We start from the raw sequence: 15,981 nt of genomic DNA, 5'->3' as shown, positions 1-15,981 counted from the left end.
TCCGGGCGTTGCCAATTTTATTGTGACGACGCCCTAGGCAAACACCTCGGTTTCAGGCATATAATTTGCTTAAGTTTGGCGCTCCGGCGCCCTGTAGTGGATGGCGCATGTGCGCCGGCAAATAAGGTGTTTAGCCCCTGCCATGAAACCATCGCTAGTCTTGAGAATGGGCCAGCAGCTGACGATGACACCGCAGCTGCAACAGGCCATCCGCCTGCTCCAATTGTCGACCCTGGATCTGCAACAGGAAATCCAGGAGGCCTTGGAATCCAATCCGATGCTCGAGCGCCAGGAAGAAGGCGACGACTTCGACAACACCGATCCACTGGCCGACAACGTCGAACAGAAAACCACCCCCGAGATCCAGGAACCGTCCTACCAGCAGGAAGCCGCCCCTACGGTGGATAACCTCGAAGATGGTGAATGGAACGAGCGCATTCCCAACGACCTGCCCGTGGACACTGCGTGGGAAGACGTCTATCAGACCAGCGCGAGCAGCTTGCCGAGCAGCGGCGACGACGACGAATGGGATTTCACCACCCGCACTTCCGCCGGCGAGAGCCTGCAGAGTCATCTGCTCTGGCAATTGAACCTGGCGCCGATGTCCGATACCGATCGCCTGATCGCCGTGACCCTGATCGATTGCATCAACAATCAGGGCTACCTGGACGAGACGCTGGAAGAAATTCTCGAAGCATTCGACCCCGAGCTCGACATCGAGCTGGACGAAATCGAAGCCGTCCTTCACCGCATCCAGCAGTTCGAACCCGCGGGCATCGGCGCTCGCAACCTGGGCGAGTGCCTGTTGCTGCAATTGCGCCAACTGCCCGCCAAGACCCCTTGGCTGACTGAAGCCAAGCGCTTGGTCACCGATTACATCGACCTGTTGGGCGGCCGCGACTACAGCCAACTGATGCGCCGCATGAAGCTCAAGGAAGATGAGCTGCGCCAGGTCATCGAGTTGGTGCAAAGCCTCAATCCGCGCCCCGGCTCGCAGATCGAATCCACCGAACCCGAATATGTGGTTCCCGACGTGATCGTGCGCAAGCACAACGATCGTTGGCTGGTGGAGCTCAACCAGGAGTCGGTGCCCAAGCTGCGCGTCAATGCCCAGTACGCCGGCTTCGTGAAACGTGCCGACACCAGCGCCGACAATACTTTCATGCGCAACCAATTGCAGGAGGCGCGCTGGTTCATCAAGAGCCTGCAGAGCCGCAACGAAACCCTGATGAAGGTTGCCACCCAGATCGTAGAGCATCAGCGCGGCTTCCTGGAGTATGGCGACGAAGCGATGAAACCGTTGGTCCTGCATGACATTGCCGAGGCGGTGGGCATGCACGAATCGACGATTTCACGCGTCACTACCCAGAAATTCATGCATACCCCGCGGGGCATCTATGAATTGAAATACTTTTTCTCCAGCCATGTCAGCACCTCCGAAGGCGGCGAATGCTCGTCCACGGCCATCCGCGCGATCATCAAAAAACTGGTCGCCGCGGAAAATCAGAAAAAGCCGTTGAGTGACAGCAAGATCGCTGGTTTACTGGAGGCACAAGGCATTCAGGTGGCCCGCCGTACCGTCGCCAAATACCGCGAATCCCTCGGGATCGCACCTTCGAGCGAACGCAAGCGGTTGATGTAACGGGCCACGCCACAGCGTTCCAGTGGCAGGCAACCCAGCCTGCCGCTTTATGCACTGGCAACGAAGGAGAAGCTGTATGCAAGTCAACATCAGTGGACACCAACTGGAAGTGACCGAACCCCTGCGCACCTACATCGGCGAAAAACTCGACCGATTGGAAAGGCATTTCGACAAGATCACCAATGTGCAAGTCACGATGAACGTCGAAAAGCTGCTGCAGAAAATCGAAGCCACGCTGCATATTCCCGGCGGAGAAGTGGTTGCCAACGCAGAGCATTCAGACATGTATGCCGCGATTGACCTGCTGACCGACAAGCTGGATCGCCAACTCAAAAAGCATAAGGAAAAGACCCAGAGCCTCCTCCAGGGCGCAACCGGTCGTTAACCCCCCCAATCCATGATCCGACTAGAAACCATCCTGACCCCCGGCCGTTCCCAAGTGAACGCGCCGGGTGGCAGTAAAAAGAAAGCCCTCGAACAAATCGCCAACCTGATCCACCGCGAGGTGCCTGATCTGGTGATGCAGGATGTCTTCGAGGCCCTCATTGCCCGTGAAAAACTCGGTTCCACCGGTTTTGGCAACGGCATCGCTATTCCCCATTGCCGCCTCAAGGGCTGTGAAGCGCCGATCAGCGCGCTGCTGCACCTTGAAGCCCCCATAGATTTCGACGCCATCGACGGCGCGCCGGTCGACCTGCTGTTCGTATTGCTGGTTCCGGAAGCGGCAACCGATGCGCACCTCGAGCTGCTGCGCCAGATCGCCAGCATGCTGGACCGCAAGGAAGTGCGTGAAAAACTGCGCAGCGCACCGAGTAACGAAGCTTTGTATCAGGTTGTCCTGGACGAGCAGAGCGGTCATTAAACATGCGCATGATCATCGTCAGTGGCCGCTCCGGCTCCGGTAAAAGTACCGCCCTCAATGTGCTCGAGGACAACGGCTACTATTGCATCGATAATTTGCCGGCAGGCCTGCTTCCGGAATTGGCCGAGCGCGCCCTGATCCACACCGAACTGGCGCAACCGCTGGTCGCCGTGTCCATCGATGCCCGTAACCTGCCCAGCCATCTGTCGCGATTCCCCGAACTGCTCGAGGAAGTGCGCAACCGGCATATCCAGTGCGACGTGCTGTACCTGGATGCCGATGAAGAAACTTTGCTCAAGCGCTTCTCCGAAACCCGTCGACGTCATCCGCTGAGCAATGCCAGCCGCTCCCTGGCTGAAGCCATCCATGACGAAAGCCAACTGCTGGGCCCCATCGCGGACCTGGCGGACCTCAAGCTCAACACCACGAACCTGAACCTGTATCAACTGCGCGACACCATCAAGTTGCGCCTGTTGAACCAGCCGGAACCGGGTACCGCCTTCCTCGTCGAATCGTTCGGTTTCAAGCGCGGTATGCCGGTGGACGCCGACCTGGTATTCGATGTCCGCTGCCTGCCCAACCCTTATTGGAAGCCGGAACTGCGCGAGCAGTCCGGGCTGGACCAACCGGTGATCGATTACCTGGCTGCCCAGCCGGATGTCGAGGAGATGTTCCAGGACATCTCCAGCTACCTGCTCAAATGGCTGCCCCGCTTTGCCGCGAGCAACCGCGCCTACGTCACGATCGCCATAGGCTGTACCGGTGGACATCACCGCTCCGTCTACCTGACCGAACGCCTGGGTCAGCTCCTGCAACAATCCCTGAAGAACGTCCAGGTTCGCCACCGCGACCTCAGCTAAAGGATTCACACCGCGATGCCTGCTCGGGAAATTGAAATCATCAACAAGCTGGGTCTGCATGCCCGAGCGTCAGCGAAATTCGTCGGTGTGGCGGGTCAGTTTCCGGATGTCACGATCAGGGTCGGGCGCGACCCTGAGACCACCGTCGATGGTAAAAGCATCATGGCGATGATGATGCTCGCCGCAGGCAAAGGCACCAAGATCCACCTGAGCACTGAAGGTGAACAAGAGCAAGAAGCGATGGATGCCTTGGTGGCGTTGATCAACAACTATTTCGATGAAGGCGAGTAACCGCCCGGCACTGGAGCACTTCGGCGAAGGGACCGCTTGTCACCCCAACGCCGTATCCATCACCATCATCAGACAAAAACCCACCAGCAATCCCAGGCTCGCCAGCTTCTCATGACCATTGCGGCGAGATTCGGGGATCACTTCATGGGTCACCACCAGCAACATCGCCCCTGCGGCCAACGCCAGTCCAAGCGGCAACAGCACCTCGGCCAGGCTGACCAGCCAGGCGCACAGCAGCGCGAACACCGGCTCGACCAGCCCTGACGCGGCGCCGATCATAAAAGCCCTGACACGTGACATTCCCGCAGCCGCAAGCACCAGCGCGATCACCAGCCCTTCCGGGACGTCCTGCAAGGCGATGCCCATCGCCAGGCTGTCGGCGTCCGGCATGCCGCCGCCCGCCGAGACGCCAACGGCCATTCCTTCAGGGATGTTATGGGCAATGATGGCGAAGACAAACAACCAGATCCGCGGCGCAATGATCGGGCGTCCTGGCGCGGCGATCAGCCTTTCGGGGCTGGCCGACACCTTGCGGTCCACCAGATACAGCCCGAACGCCCCTGAAAGAATGCCAAAACAGATAAGGCCGCTGGCAGCCCAAGGCGTGAGCCCCAACTGCTCGGCGGCGGCTATTCCCGGCACGATCAGCGAGAAAGCCGTGGCGGCGAGCATCACCCCGGCACCGAACCCCAGCAGCGAATCGCTTACGGCCTGGGGCATGCGCCGGATCACCAGGACCGGCACCGCCCCCAGCGCGGTGCCCAAGGCGCAAAGCCCGCCACCTTGCAATGCACGCAGCAACTTCGGCTCCAGATCCAGCCACGCCAGTCCCTGCGCCACCAGCAATGTCATCCCGGCCAACAGCAGCAGCGATCCCAAGGCGTAGCGGAACATGCGCCCGCCACCTATTGCCAGAGTTTCAGTGTCCATAATCAGCCTTGGATTGTACTTAGTAGGGACTCAAGCGACCGCTGCCTGGTAGCGTCGTGCAACTTCTGGCCAATTGATCACGTTGTAGAACGCGTTGATGTAATCGGGGCGACGGTTCTGGTACAGCAGGTAATAAGCGTGCTCCCACACATCCAGGCCGAGTATCGGCGTGTTGCCACTCATCAAGGGGCTGTCCTGGTTGCCACTGCTTTCAACAACCAAGGTTTTTTGCGGGGTTACGCTCAACCAGGCCCAGCCGCTGCCAAAACGGCTCAAGGCGGCTTTAGTGAAGGCTTCCTTGAATCGCTCGATGCCGCCCAGCTGCGCTTCGATCGCCGCCGCCAGTGCGCCGTCCGGCTGGCCACCACCGGTGGGCGCCATCACCTCCCAGAACAATGAATGGTTCGCATGGCCGCCGCCCTGGTTGATCACCGCAGCTTGGAACGCCTGCGGAAGCTGCTCAACGCTGGCCACCAGTTGCTCGACGGGCCAATCGGCGTACTCGGTGCCCTCCACCGCCGCGTTGAGGTTGTTGATGTACGTCTGGTGATGCTTGGTGTAGTGGATTTCCATGGTTTTCGCATCGATGTGCGGTTCCAGGGCATCGTAGGCATAGGGCAACGCAGGCAGGGTAAAAGCCATTTCAATGGACTCCGTAATGAAGAGGGGTGTCGCGATGCCGGGTTGAAGCGGCATCGCCGTGGAGCAAGCGGTGGGTGCGTGGGTATTCGCCGTGCTCGCTGATGAAATTCAACAATTCGACATAGGTCTTGTGGCTCTGGCGCATCGCAGCGGCACGCAGGGCCGGGGCCAGGCGTTCGTCCTGCAGGGTCGTCAGCAGGCGCTGGTGGATCGCGCACAGGTACTCCGCGCTCTCCTCCGGCTGATTCAAGCGCAGGTGCAGGTCCGCCAGGTTGTGGTGGGACACGACACAAGCCGCCACGGCTTCATCCGCGTCCGCCCAGCGCTCGAATAACACCTGCGCCAACGCCAGCGCTTGCAGGTAGGCTTCGCGAGCATCGACCAAATCGCCTTGCATGAAACAGCGATTGGCACGCTCGATCGTACGTTTCCAGTGCTCCATGATGGGTCCTCCACATGAGTGTCGGGGTCACACACCCCCGGCGGTGAGTTTCTCGGGGTCCAGCAGGACCTCAAGCTCGGCGCGCGTCAGGTCGGTGTGCTCCAGGGCGACATCGATGACCGGGCGACCTTGCTGATAAGCCTTCTTGGCGATTTCAGCGGCTTTCTGGTAACCGATGATCGGATTCAGCGCCGTGACCAGGATCGGGTTACGCGACAGCGCCTCCTTGAGCCTGGCGTCGTTGACCTTGAACGTGGCGATGGCCTTGTCCGCCAGCAACCGGCTCGCGGTGGACATCAAGGTGATGCTGCTCAACAGGTTCTGGGCAATGATCGGCAGCATCACGTTGAGTTCGAAATTTCCCGACTGGCCAGCGAGGGTGATCACCGTGTCGTTGCCGATCACCTGGGCCGCCACCATCGCCGTGGCCTCAGGAATGACCGGGTTGACCTTGCCGGGCATGATCGAGGAGCCCGGCTGCAAGCCTTCAAGCTCGATCTCGCCCAGGCCCGCCAGCGGCCCGGAATTCATCCAGCGCAGGTCGTTGGCAATTTTCATCAGCGACACGGCCGTGGTCTTGAGCTGTCCGGAAACCGCCACGGCGGTGTCCTGGGAGCCGATCAGCGCGAATAGATTCGTTCCCGGCGTAAATTGCACCTGGGTCAACTGCGTCAGTTGTTGGCTGAACAATTCGGCAAAGCGTGGATGGGCGTTGACCCCAGTGCCGACCGCCGTACCGCCCTGGGCCAAGGATTGCAGGCTCGGCAGCAAGTCCTGCAGATGACCGATATTGGCCTTGAGCTGCTGCGCCCACCCATCGAGCACCTGGCTCAGGCGCACCGGCATGGCATCCATCAGGTGGGTCCGGCCGGTCTTGATGAAGGGATGGACTTCTTCAGCCTTGCGCTCGATCACCTGCACCAGATGCGACAGCGCCGGCAGCAACTGCTCGTGCAAGGCCAGCGCGGCGCTGACGTGAATACTGGTGGGGATGATGTCGTTGCTGCTCTGCCCGCAATTGACGTGATCGTTCGGGTTGACCGGCTCTCCCAGCAGACGACTGGCGAGGGTAGCGATCACTTCGTTGGCGTTCATGTTGGAACTGGTGCCGGAGCCGGTCTGGAAAATATCTACCGGGAAATGTTCCATGAAGTCGCCTTCCAGCAAGCCTTGGGCCGCATCGACGATGGCCTTGCCTTGGGCCGCGCTGACTTGTCCCAACTCTACGTTGGCCCTGGCGGCGGCGGCCTTGGCCAGGATCAGGGCGCGAATGAACTGCGCCGGCATGCGCTGGCCACTGACAGGAAAGTTATCCACCGCACGCTGGGTCTGCGCGCCATAGAGCGCAGCCACCGGCACCTGGAGTTCGCCCATGCTGTCGCGTTCGATACGGGTATTACTCATCGGGGAATCCTTGTTCCAGTTCAGTAAGGGAAATAGATGGTTCCAGCGCGCAGGTCGCCAGTGCCCAGGCATAGCTTTGCCAACGCCTGAGACGGCAGCGGCAATTTGACTGCTGCTCCAGATCGCGCAGTGGACGCCAGGCTTGATCGAGACACAGGTTGCGCCAATGCCATGGCAGCGCGACGTCGCGGGCGGTATCGAGGAGCAGGCGAAAGGCGGTTTCGGAAATCATCCACGGCGAAGTGGCGGTGCAGCAGGCAAGGTAGCGGCCCTCGGCCAGGTAATGCTCGATCAGCCGAGGCTCGTCCGGACTCGTCGCGCAACGGATCTGGCGACTCATCCAGCGCCAGCTTTCAAGGTAGGGTTGTTCGTGCAGGGCAACACTCATGACCGGGTCCCGCTCGGCGAATGAGATTCATTATTAGATGATAATAAGAAGCAAAACAAGCGAGACAGAAGTACAAAGGAAATCTGCCGGCAAAAAAAAACGCGTCACCTCGATGGATGACGCGCCTTTGTTTTATACGTTGAGGTGTTAGCTACCCGCCACGGTCATCCGTTCGATCAATACCGAACCAGTGCGAATATTGCTGCGCAGCTCCAGATCATTCCCCACCGCCACGATTTGCTTGAACATGTCGCGCATGTTCCCTGCAATGGTGACTTCCTGGACCGGGAACTGGATCTCGCCGTTCTCGACCCAGAACCCCGCCGCGCCACGGGAATAATCGCCTGTGACCATGTTCAGGCCATGGCCCATCAGTTCCGTCACCAACAAGCCGCGGCCCATGCGCCGCAGCAGTGCCGCCTGGTCCTCTTCGCCATGGGTAACGAACAGGTTGTGTACACCGCCGGCATTGGCGGTGCTTGGCATGCCCAGCTTGCGGCCCGAATAAGTACCGAGGATGTAGGACACCAACTCGCCTTTTTCCACGAACGGCTTGGCATAGGTGGCCAAGCCATCGCCGTCGAACGCCGAACTGCCCATGGCTTGCATCAAGTGTGGTCGCTCGTCGATGGTCATCCATTCCGGGAACAGTTTCTGGCCCAGCGCGCCCTCGAGGAACGACGACTTGCGGTACAGGTTGCCGCCGGACACCGCCGACAGGAAGCTGCCGAACAAGCCACCGGCCAGTTCGGCAGAAAACAGCACCGGCACTTCGCAGGTCGGTACCGGCCGTGCGCCCAGGCGACTGGCTGCCCGTTGTGCGGCTTTCTGGCCGATGCTCACCGGGTCCGCCAGCAAGGTGCCCTGGCGGTTGACGTCGTACCAGTAGTCGCGCTGCATCTGCCCGTCGGCCTCGGCGATCATCACGCAACTGAGGCTGTGGCGGGTCGATGCGTAACCGCCGACAAAGCCATGGCTGTTGCCATAGACGCGGCAGCCCTGGTGGGTATTGAGCGTCGTACCATCGGCGTTCTTGATCCGGCTGTCGGCCTCGAATGCCGCCGCCTCACAGCGCAATGCCTGTTCGATAGCCTGCTCGGGCGTGATCTCCCAAGCGTGGAACAGGTCAAAATCCTTCAGCTCCTTGCACATCAGCGCGGCGTCAGCCAAGCCCGAGGCTTCGTCTTCGGACGTGTGCTTGGCAATCGCCAGCGCCGCGGCCACCGTTTCGCGAATGGCCTCGGGCCCGCTGGCCGAAGTGCTGGCCGAGCCCTTGCGCTGGCCTACGTACAAGGTAATTCCGAAACCCTGGTCGCGATTGAATTCAACGGTTTCCACCTCGCGCTGGCGCACCGAGGTCGACAGTCCCTGCTCCAGCGATACCGCCACTTCACAGGCGCTGGCCCCCTGTCGCTTGGCCTCGGCGAGAATCTGCTCGACTTGTTCCTGCAGTGCCGGCAATGCTTGCGGGCCGACGCTTTGAACTGCACTCATGGTGTTCTCCACTCAAATTCTGCTTTCGGTAACGGTTCGAACGCAAATGGCCTGCGCGGCGATTTTTCGTACAAACCCTTGGCCTTCTAGCGACCGGGCCGGACAAGCGGCCCCCGACTGGTTATCATGGCGGCGTTTCTTTGCGGACTGCCACCATGGTTGATTCTTACGACGACTCCCTCTACGAGGGTGAAAAAAGCAAATCCCAGGTCAAACGCGAGCTGCATGCTCTGGTTGACCTCGGCGAGCGCCTGACAACACTCAAGCCTGACTTGCTGGCCAAACTGCCCCTGACCGACGCCTTGCGCCGGGCCTTGGCCGATGCGCCCAAGCACACCGCGAATATCGCGCGTAAACGGCACCTGCAATTCATCGGCAAACTGATGCGCGACCAGGACACTGACGCCATCCTCGTTTTGCTCGACCAGCTTGACGCCTCCACCCGGCAATACAACGAGCGCTTCCACAACCTGGAACGCTGGCGCGATCGCTTGATCGCGGGCGATGACGGCACCCTGGAAAAATTCGTCATCGATTACCCGGAAGCTGATCGCCAGCAACTGCGCTCCCTGATCCGTCAGGCCCAGCACGAACTGGCGCAGAACAAACCGCCGGCCTCGAGCCGTAAAATCTTCAAATACATCCGTGAGCTGGACGAGACTCAACGCGGCCTGCGCTGAGGCACGCCCTTGGGTGGAGGCCATGCACTCCACCCGATGCTCCATCATGCGCCCGTGCCACCCACGGTAATCGCATCGATCTTCAGGGTCGGCTGGCCGACGCCCACCGGCACCGATTGCCCGTCCTTGCCACACGTCCCCACGCCGCTGTCCAGCGCCAGGTCGTTACCAACCATCGACACCTTGCTCATCGCCTCAGGCCCGTTGCCGATAAGGGTCGCGCCTTTGACCGGCGCGGTGATCTTGCCGTCTTCGATCAGGTAGGCCTCGCTGGTGGAAAACACGAACTTGCCGCTGGTGATGTCCACCTGGCCGCCGCCCAGGTTGGCGCAATAGATGCCCTTCTTCACCGAGGCGATGATTTCCGCCGGATCGCTCTGGCCGCCCAGCATGTAGGTATTGGTCATGCGCGGCATCGGCAGGTGTGCGTAGGATTCGCGGCGACCATTGCCCGTGCGGGCCACGCCCATGAGCCGGGCGTTGAGCTTGTCCTGCATGTAGCCCTTGAGCACGCCGTTTTCAATCAATGTGGTGCACTCGGTCGGGGTGCCTTCATCGTCGACGCTCAGGGACCCGCGACGTCCAGCCAGCGTGCCGTCGTCGACGATGGTGCAGAGTTTCGAGGCGACCATTTCGCCCATGCGCCCACTGTAGGCCGAACTGCCCTTGCGGTTGAAATCGCCTTCCAGGCCGTGGCCCACCGCTTCGTGCAGCAACACCCCGGACCAGCCGGACCCGAGCACCACTGGCAACGTACCGGCCGGGGCCGGGATGGCTTCGAGGTTGACCAGCGCCTGGCGCAGCGCTTCGCGGGCGTAGCCCATGGCGCGGTCTTCACTGAGGAAGTAACGGTAGTCGGTGCGCCCGCCACCGCCATGGCCGCCGCGCTCGCGACGGCCATTCTGTTCGACGATCACGCTGACGTTGAAGCGCACCAGTGGCCGTACGTCCGCCGCCAGGCCGCCATCGGTGGAGGCCACCAGTATCCGCTCCCAGACGCCGGCCATGCTGACCGACACCTGCTGGATACGCGGGTCGAGGGCGCGGGTGGCGACGTCGATGCGCTTGAGCAGTTCGACTTTCTCGGCGCGGCTCATGACTTCCAGCGGATTATCCGGGGCATAGAGTTGCGCCACATCCTGGCTGCTGAACGCCTGGACCGTGCCGTTCTGCCCGGCCCGGGAGATCGAACGAGCGGCACGGGCCGCCGCGCCGAGGGCTTCGAGGGTGATGGCATTGCTGTAGGCAAAACCGGTCTTTTCCCCGGATTGGGCACGCACGCCCACGCCTTGGTCGAGGTTGAAACTGCCTTCCTTGACGATGCCGTCTTCCAACGACCAGGACTCGGAAATCTGGCCCTGGAAATACAGGTCGGCGGCATCGATGCCCGGGCCGGCCAGGTCGCCCAGCACGCCTTGCAGGCTTTCGAGGGTCACGCCACCGGGGGCTAGAAGGTGTTCACTGACTGAGGACAACAACCCGCTCATATGTTTTACGCCTTGAATTCGTCGTTTTGGGCAGGTCGCTGTCGGGCGCCCTGCGAGAAAAAGCGCCGATGGCTCGCCACCGGCATGCGCGCCCGGATGGACGCCTGTTCGCTGCTGTCGCGCTCGGCCAGCAGCACGGCCTCGCCTTGATCCTGTTGCGCCAGCACGCGACCCCACGGGTCGATAATCGCGGCATGACCGAAGGTTTCCCTTGGCCCCGGATGCATCCCACCCTGGGCAGCCGCCAGCATATAGCACTGGGTCTCGATGGCCCGGGCGCGAATCAACACGTCCCAATGGGCGGCGCCGGTTACCGCTGTAAATGCGGAAGGCGCGGTAATCAGTTCGGCCCCGGCTGCCCGCAGCTCGCTATAGAGCTCCGGGAAACGCAGGTCGTAACAGACCGTCAACCCCACCCGCCCCACGGGGGTATCGGCAACCACCACGTTGCGACCATAAGCATAGTCATCGGATTCGCGGTAGCGCCCACGATTGTCCGCCACGTCCACGTCAAACAGGTGCAGCTTGTCATAACGCGCGACGATCCGGCCCTGGTCGTCCACCAGCAACGAACAGGCATGAGCCCTGGCTTCGGGCTCGTCCACCGGCGGCAACGGCAACGTGCCGGCGACAATCCATAACTTGAGGTCGCGAGCGGCCTGTTTCAACCAGGGCAGGATAGGTCCCTGACCAAAGGCCTCGGCGCGACCGATGTCGGCGATGTCCCGCCGCCCCATGGCGGCGAAGTTTTCCGGCAACACCGCCAGTCTCGCACCGCCAGCCGCCGCCTGCTCCAGCAGCACACGGGCACGGGCCAGGTTGGCAAGGACATCGCTTTGGCTGACCATTTGAATCACCGCGACTGGCATGTGCTCCCTCCCTTTTCGTATCACTCACCTGTGGGAGCGGGCTTGCTCGCGAAGGCGGTATGTCTGTCACATCAATATTGACTGTGCCGACGCTTTCGCGGGCAAGCCCGCTTCCACAGGGGATTAGCGCCAACTCGTCAGAACGGCTTGTCGAAGGTGATCTTCGGCTCTTTCCACGGCCCCTTGACGTCGTATCTTACGCTGGCAAAACGCGCGACGCGGTCACCGATCAGTTTGTCGATCAAAAACAATGCCCCACCCACCGCCGGGGCGCCAACGATCAGCGCGGCGATGGGCAGGTTATTGGTCACCGGCAACGTCACCAGCAGCTTGGCGTCGACCCGGTCAGTGACCATGTCCAGCGTGCCGTTGAGCTCCAGATTGCTCGAAGGCCCGGTCAAGGTGATCGGTTCGCGTGTCACATAGACGCCATTGCTCGCCACCAGCAAACCCTTGACCCGGTCGTAGCTCAGCCCCTTGCCGAACAGGTCGGAGAAATCCAGGCGCAGGCGTCGGCCGATGGAATTGAAGTTCAGCAGGCCAAATACCCGCAATGCCTGCGCGCTGCCTTCGACCTCGACGAACTGCCCCTTGTTGAGCGATGCATCGAGGCTTCCAGAGAAGCGCTTGGTGGCCACCCAGGCGGGTGAACCAGGCCAGCGGCCATCGACGTCCAGGCGAAACTCCTGGCTGGTCACGCTGGGGGCGAATCCCCAGCCCTTCAGCACGTCAGCCAGGTTCTTGCCCTTGATACGGCCTTTGTACCAGCTGCTGGTCGAGCCCGGTGCGCCTTCCCAGGCGCCATTGCCATTGAGGACCATGCCCTTGAGGCCCATGTCCAGGTCGTTCAACGCGACGCCCTTACCGGTCGGACGCACCTTCAACGACCAGGCTCCGATCAGATCTGGCCCTTGGAACAACTGGTCGATGGCGATATCCATCGCCGGTATCTTGCTTGGATCAACCGAAGCCAGCGGATCCGGGGCGTTTTCATCGGCCTGGACCGTCGGGTCAACCGCAGGCAAACGCACATAATCCAGCTTGATACCGATCGGGGCGGCTTTGGCATCCGGCAGGTTGACGGTGCCCTTGGCCTGCTGGCTGTCGAGCCGCATGGCCCAGGCGTCCGGCTTGCGGTCCAGTTGCACCGATGCCTGGTCCAGCGTCGTGCCCATGGCCGTGAGCTTGCCAACTTTCAGGTCGGCGCTGCTGAGCACTTGCCGGGCGCTGCCGCCTGGATCCTGGCCGGCATATTTGCTCACCAGGTCCTGCCAGGGGCTCACGTCCAGTTCCGGCAACGTGCCGCGCAAGCGCAGCCCCTTGGCGCCAGGCAGTACCGCCTCGCCCCCGCCCAGCCGCAATTCGCCACGGCCGTCGGCCGTTTTACCGCTCGGCGCGGCATAAGTGAAGCTGGCCAGGTCGCCGTAATTGCCCCAGTAACGCCGCTCCGGCCCCTGCAATGTCATGCGGAACACGGTATCGCGCCCAACATCCGCAGCCATGCCGAAGGGGGCCGGCAAATCCACCGCGACGCCTTTGAGATTGGAATTGATCGACAGTTGACTGTCGGCACCGTCGAGGATCACTTGCAGTTGGTACGGAACCACGCCGGAGACAGGCAGCGGCTGGGTCACGCTCAACCAGTCGGTGAGTTTTTTCACCTCGACCCGTCCGGACGCCGTGACACGCGTGTTGAGCGCACCGGCGCGGCCCTCGGCGAAAATCTGCGCGGTCACGGGGCGGTCGAATGCCCGGGCGGCGATGTTCTTGCCGCTCAGCCCCTTGCTGCTGTCGAAGCGGAAGTCGCCCTTGAGCTGCGTCAACTCCAGGGCCGGTTCGCTGAGTTTGAGCCGCGCCTTGTCCGTGGCGAAGTCCACGAGGATTTTCGGTTGCTCGCCCTTCGCCAGCGGGATATCGAGCTTCACGCTGCCTTGCAGGTCGCCCTCGCCTTCCCAGCCGGCGAATGTCTCTGCCGTGCCGATGGGCGCGGTCTGGAGAATCTTCAATCCATCGCCCAGGCCGCCGGCAAACCCACCGTCCAGCAGCAGATGGGAACTCTGCCCGGTTGGCACATGGGGAATGTTCACCGAAACATCCTTCACCTGGGTATTCAGCAGTTGCCCCTGGCTGGCGAAGATGCGTACGCCGCTGTCCTCGACAAACACATCGCCGCTGACCTTGCTGACCGAAGGCCAGCCGGGCTGGAACGCCAGCTCGGCGTCATGCACCTTGAAAAACAGGCTGATGCTGCGGGCCGCGTCCTCGGCGCCTTTGTTCAGCGAACCTTGGTACTGGAAAAAACCCTCATCCACCGCGCCTTTGACAATCGCGGTGCGCAGCCACTCATCCAGCGCCGGGCTGAGGACGGCCGGCAAGTACTTGGCGGTGTAGCGCCCGTCACCATCCACCAGGCCGACCCGCAGGTCCATGTAGTCTTCCTGGCTGTGGTCGAAATGCAGGCGAATCAGGAAATCGCCGGCAATCCGGCCCTCCTCTCCCAGCACCTTCAAGTAAGGCGCGATCAGGGTGAAGCCTTGCTTGTCCAGCTTCCAGGTCAGCCGGGCGTTGGCCTGCAGGTATTGCCAGGGCTTGGCGAAGATCGGGTCCAGGTGCAGGGAAAAATCCTTGCTGTCCATGCGCAGTTCGCCACCACCAAGGTCGCCGCTGAGGCTGCCCGAGACATTGCGCGCCGCCGGGGCCCCGCGATAGGCGTTGAAACCCACCGTATCCAGGTTGGTGGCAAAGCTGATTTTCTGATCGCCCATGTTTTGTGGCCGGTAGTCCAGCAACACATTGCGCAAGCCACCGGTCACCTTGAGTCGGTCGATTGCGGTGGCAACGCCTTCGGGCAAGGGCGCCAGGGCATTGAGCAGCGGCGTGAGCGGCGTCAGGTCGAGGCGATCGGCCTGCAAGTGCCAGCGTTCCTCGGCCTGGTCGGTGGCATCGTTCTGTTGCAGTTGCAGGCGCGATTCCCAGCGGGTCTCGCCCAGGCTCATCGCCAGGGTGTCGAAGGTCGCGACGAATCCTTGGCTGCCGCGCTGGAAATAGCCGTTGAGGGCCAGGTTGTGGATCTGCACCGGCTTGCGGTCGGCATACGCGCCTTGCAGCTGCGGCGCGTTCAACCGCATGGCTGCGCTTTGCACCGTGCCTGCGGCCCAGCTGAGCCAGAACTCACCACCGGCCTTGATCTCGGAAAAATTCCACTGCCGGGTCAGGCGTTTCGGCAGCCATTGGGACCAATCGCTTTGCGGCAGGCTCAGGTAGGCATCGGCCTCGCCATTTTTCCAATCGTTGGCGCGGATGCGGGTACGCAGATTGATTGCCACGGGCTGGCCATCAGGCAGGGTCAGCCGGGCGTCCAGGCGCTGGCGGGAAACACCGGTGCGCAGACTCAGGCCGACGTAGGTGAGGCTCAGGGGCGGGTGATCCAGCGGCTGCAAGGTGACCTGGCTGTCGAGGACCGACAGCTTCGAGACCATTTGCATCCGATCCAGCAGTTGCTGCGGATCAAGCGGCTGGTCGTCCCGCACCGGCAGGCCTTCCAGGGCCCATTTGCCGTCGGCGCCTTCCTTCAGACTGATCTTCAGGCCGCTGATTTCCAGATGGGCGATGCGCACCTGTCGCGCCACCAGGCTGTCCCACATTGCGGGCACGGCGCGCACCTGATCCAGGTGCAGGGCATTGGGTCCGTCGCCGACCACTACGTCGCGCGCAGCGAGTATCGGCGCCAAACCGCCCCAACCACCCTCAAGGCTGCCGACGTGAACCGGCAGGCCCAGCGTTTCGCCGGCGCGGGCCTCGACCTCGCTACGGTACTCGGCAACCAGCGGGACCAACTCCCGGCCAAGACTGACGTACAAGGCCAGCACCACCAGCAGCAGCGCGCACAGGCCCAGCCCCCAGCGTGTCAGTGTCGCCAACAGGCGTGTCAGACGCTCCATGTCAGCAGTCCCCCTTGGCAAAGGCATTGATGGCGCGGCCTCGCCACTG

Annotated in this window: 15 protein-coding genes; 6 read left to right on the top strand and 9 right to left on the bottom strand. The window is 61.9% G+C overall.

Annotated features, from left to right (window positions below; all coding sequences use genetic code 11):
* Positions 1 to 142: 142 nt before the first annotated feature.
* The 5 genes from J3P79_RS04590 (at position 143) to J3P79_RS04570 (ending at position 3,655) form a co-directional block, all read left to right on the top strand.
* Complete coding sequence (locus J3P79_RS04590) at positions 143 to 1,642, top strand: RNA polymerase factor sigma-54 (RefSeq protein ID WP_434608497.1); 1,500 nt, start codon at positions 143 to 145, stop codon at positions 1,640 to 1,642.
* Positions 1,643 to 1,718: 76 nt separating this feature from the next.
* Positions 1,719 to 2,027, top strand: a complete 309-nt coding sequence (gene hpf, locus J3P79_RS04585) for a ribosome hibernation-promoting factor, HPF/YfiA family (RefSeq protein WP_039592236.1) — start codon at positions 1,719 to 1,721, stop codon at positions 2,025 to 2,027.
* Positions 2,028 to 2,039: 12 nt separating this feature from the next.
* Positions 2,040 to 2,504 carry a PTS IIA-like nitrogen regulatory protein PtsN gene (gene ptsN, locus J3P79_RS04580; RefSeq protein ID WP_434608495.1) on the top strand — a complete coding sequence of 155 codons (465 nt, stop codon included), beginning with the start codon at positions 2,040 to 2,042 and terminating at the stop codon, positions 2,502 to 2,504.
* Between the two features lie 2 nt (positions 2,505 to 2,506).
* The gene (gene rapZ / locus J3P79_RS04575) at positions 2,507 to 3,364 is read left to right on the top strand and encodes an RNase adapter RapZ (protein ID WP_434608491.1); all 858 of its coding nucleotides are present in this window, start codon (positions 2,507 to 2,509) and stop codon (positions 3,362 to 3,364) included.
* A 15-nt stretch (positions 3,365 to 3,379) separates the two neighbouring features.
* The gene (locus tag J3P79_RS04570; protein ID WP_434608489.1) at positions 3,380 to 3,655 is read left to right on the top strand and encodes an HPr family phosphocarrier protein; all 276 of its coding nucleotides are present in this window, start codon (positions 3,380 to 3,382) and stop codon (positions 3,653 to 3,655) included.
* Between the two features lie 39 nt (positions 3,656 to 3,694).
* Here the strand turns inward: J3P79_RS04570 and J3P79_RS04565 are convergent, their stop codons facing one another.
* The 6 genes from J3P79_RS04565 to pmbA all read right to left on the bottom strand — a co-directional run bounded on the left by J3P79_RS04565 (position 3,695) and on the right by pmbA (position 8,955).
* Positions 3,695 to 4,585, bottom strand: a complete 891-nt coding sequence (locus tag J3P79_RS04565) for a ZIP family metal transporter (protein WP_434608487.1) — start codon at positions 4,583 to 4,585, stop codon at positions 3,695 to 3,697.
* A gap of 30 nt (positions 4,586 to 4,615) precedes the next feature.
* Positions 4,616 to 5,227 (bottom strand): superoxide dismutase, encoded by a 612-nt coding sequence (locus tag J3P79_RS04560; RefSeq protein ID WP_434608485.1) that lies wholly within the window; start codon positions 5,225 to 5,227, stop codon positions 4,616 to 4,618.
* A 1-nt stretch (position 5,228) separates the two neighbouring features.
* Positions 5,229 to 5,669, bottom strand: coding sequence for a hypothetical protein (locus J3P79_RS04555; RefSeq protein ID WP_434608483.1), 441 nt, complete (start codon positions 5,667 to 5,669; stop codon positions 5,229 to 5,231).
* A 27-nt stretch (positions 5,670 to 5,696) separates the two neighbouring features.
* Entirely contained in the window at positions 5,697 to 7,073 is a 1,377-nt protein-coding gene (locus J3P79_RS04550) for a class II fumarate hydratase (protein ID WP_434608481.1), read from the bottom strand.
* Complete coding sequence (locus J3P79_RS04545) at positions 7,066 to 7,461, bottom strand: FagA protein (RefSeq protein WP_434608478.1); 396 nt, start codon at positions 7,459 to 7,461, stop codon at positions 7,066 to 7,068. Before J3P79_RS04545 ends, J3P79_RS04550 begins: the two co-directional genes overlap by 8 nt.
* A gap of 147 nt (positions 7,462 to 7,608) precedes the next feature.
* Complete coding sequence (gene pmbA / locus J3P79_RS04540; RefSeq protein ID WP_434608476.1) at positions 7,609 to 8,955, bottom strand: metalloprotease PmbA; 1,347 nt, start codon at positions 8,953 to 8,955, stop codon at positions 7,609 to 7,611.
* 155 nt (positions 8,956 to 9,110) lie between these two features.
* Here pmbA and yjgA point away from each other — a divergent pair, with 155 nt between their 5' ends.
* Entirely contained in the window at positions 9,111 to 9,635 is a 525-nt protein-coding gene (gene yjgA, locus J3P79_RS04535; RefSeq protein ID WP_014336624.1) for a ribosome biogenesis factor YjgA, read from the top strand.
* Between the two features lie 44 nt (positions 9,636 to 9,679).
* On the opposite strand, the gene tldD is transcribed toward yjgA, so the two are convergent.
* The 3 genes from tldD to J3P79_RS04520 all read right to left on the bottom strand — a co-directional run bounded on the left by tldD (position 9,680) and on the right by J3P79_RS04520 (position 15,932).
* Entirely contained in the window at positions 9,680 to 11,122 is a 1,443-nt protein-coding gene (gene tldD / locus J3P79_RS04530; protein WP_003197828.1) for a metalloprotease TldD, read from the bottom strand.
* Between the two features lie 5 nt (positions 11,123 to 11,127).
* Complete coding sequence (locus J3P79_RS04525; protein WP_434608474.1) at positions 11,128 to 11,991, bottom strand: carbon-nitrogen hydrolase family protein; 864 nt, start codon at positions 11,989 to 11,991, stop codon at positions 11,128 to 11,130.
* A 137-nt stretch (positions 11,992 to 12,128) separates the two neighbouring features.
* On the bottom strand, positions 12,129 to 15,932 hold the full coding sequence (locus J3P79_RS04520; protein WP_434608472.1) for a YhdP family protein: 3,804 nt from the start codon (positions 15,930 to 15,932) through the stop codon (positions 12,129 to 12,131).
* Positions 15,933 to 15,981 lie beyond the last annotated feature (49 nt).

It is taken from the genome of Pseudomonas sp. R1-7 (assembly GCF_051132105.1).
In the GTDB taxonomy this organism is placed as follows: Bacteria; Pseudomonadota; Gammaproteobacteria; order Pseudomonadales; family Pseudomonadaceae; genus Aquipseudomonas.
This window is presented reverse-complemented; position numbering and strand designations above follow the sequence as displayed.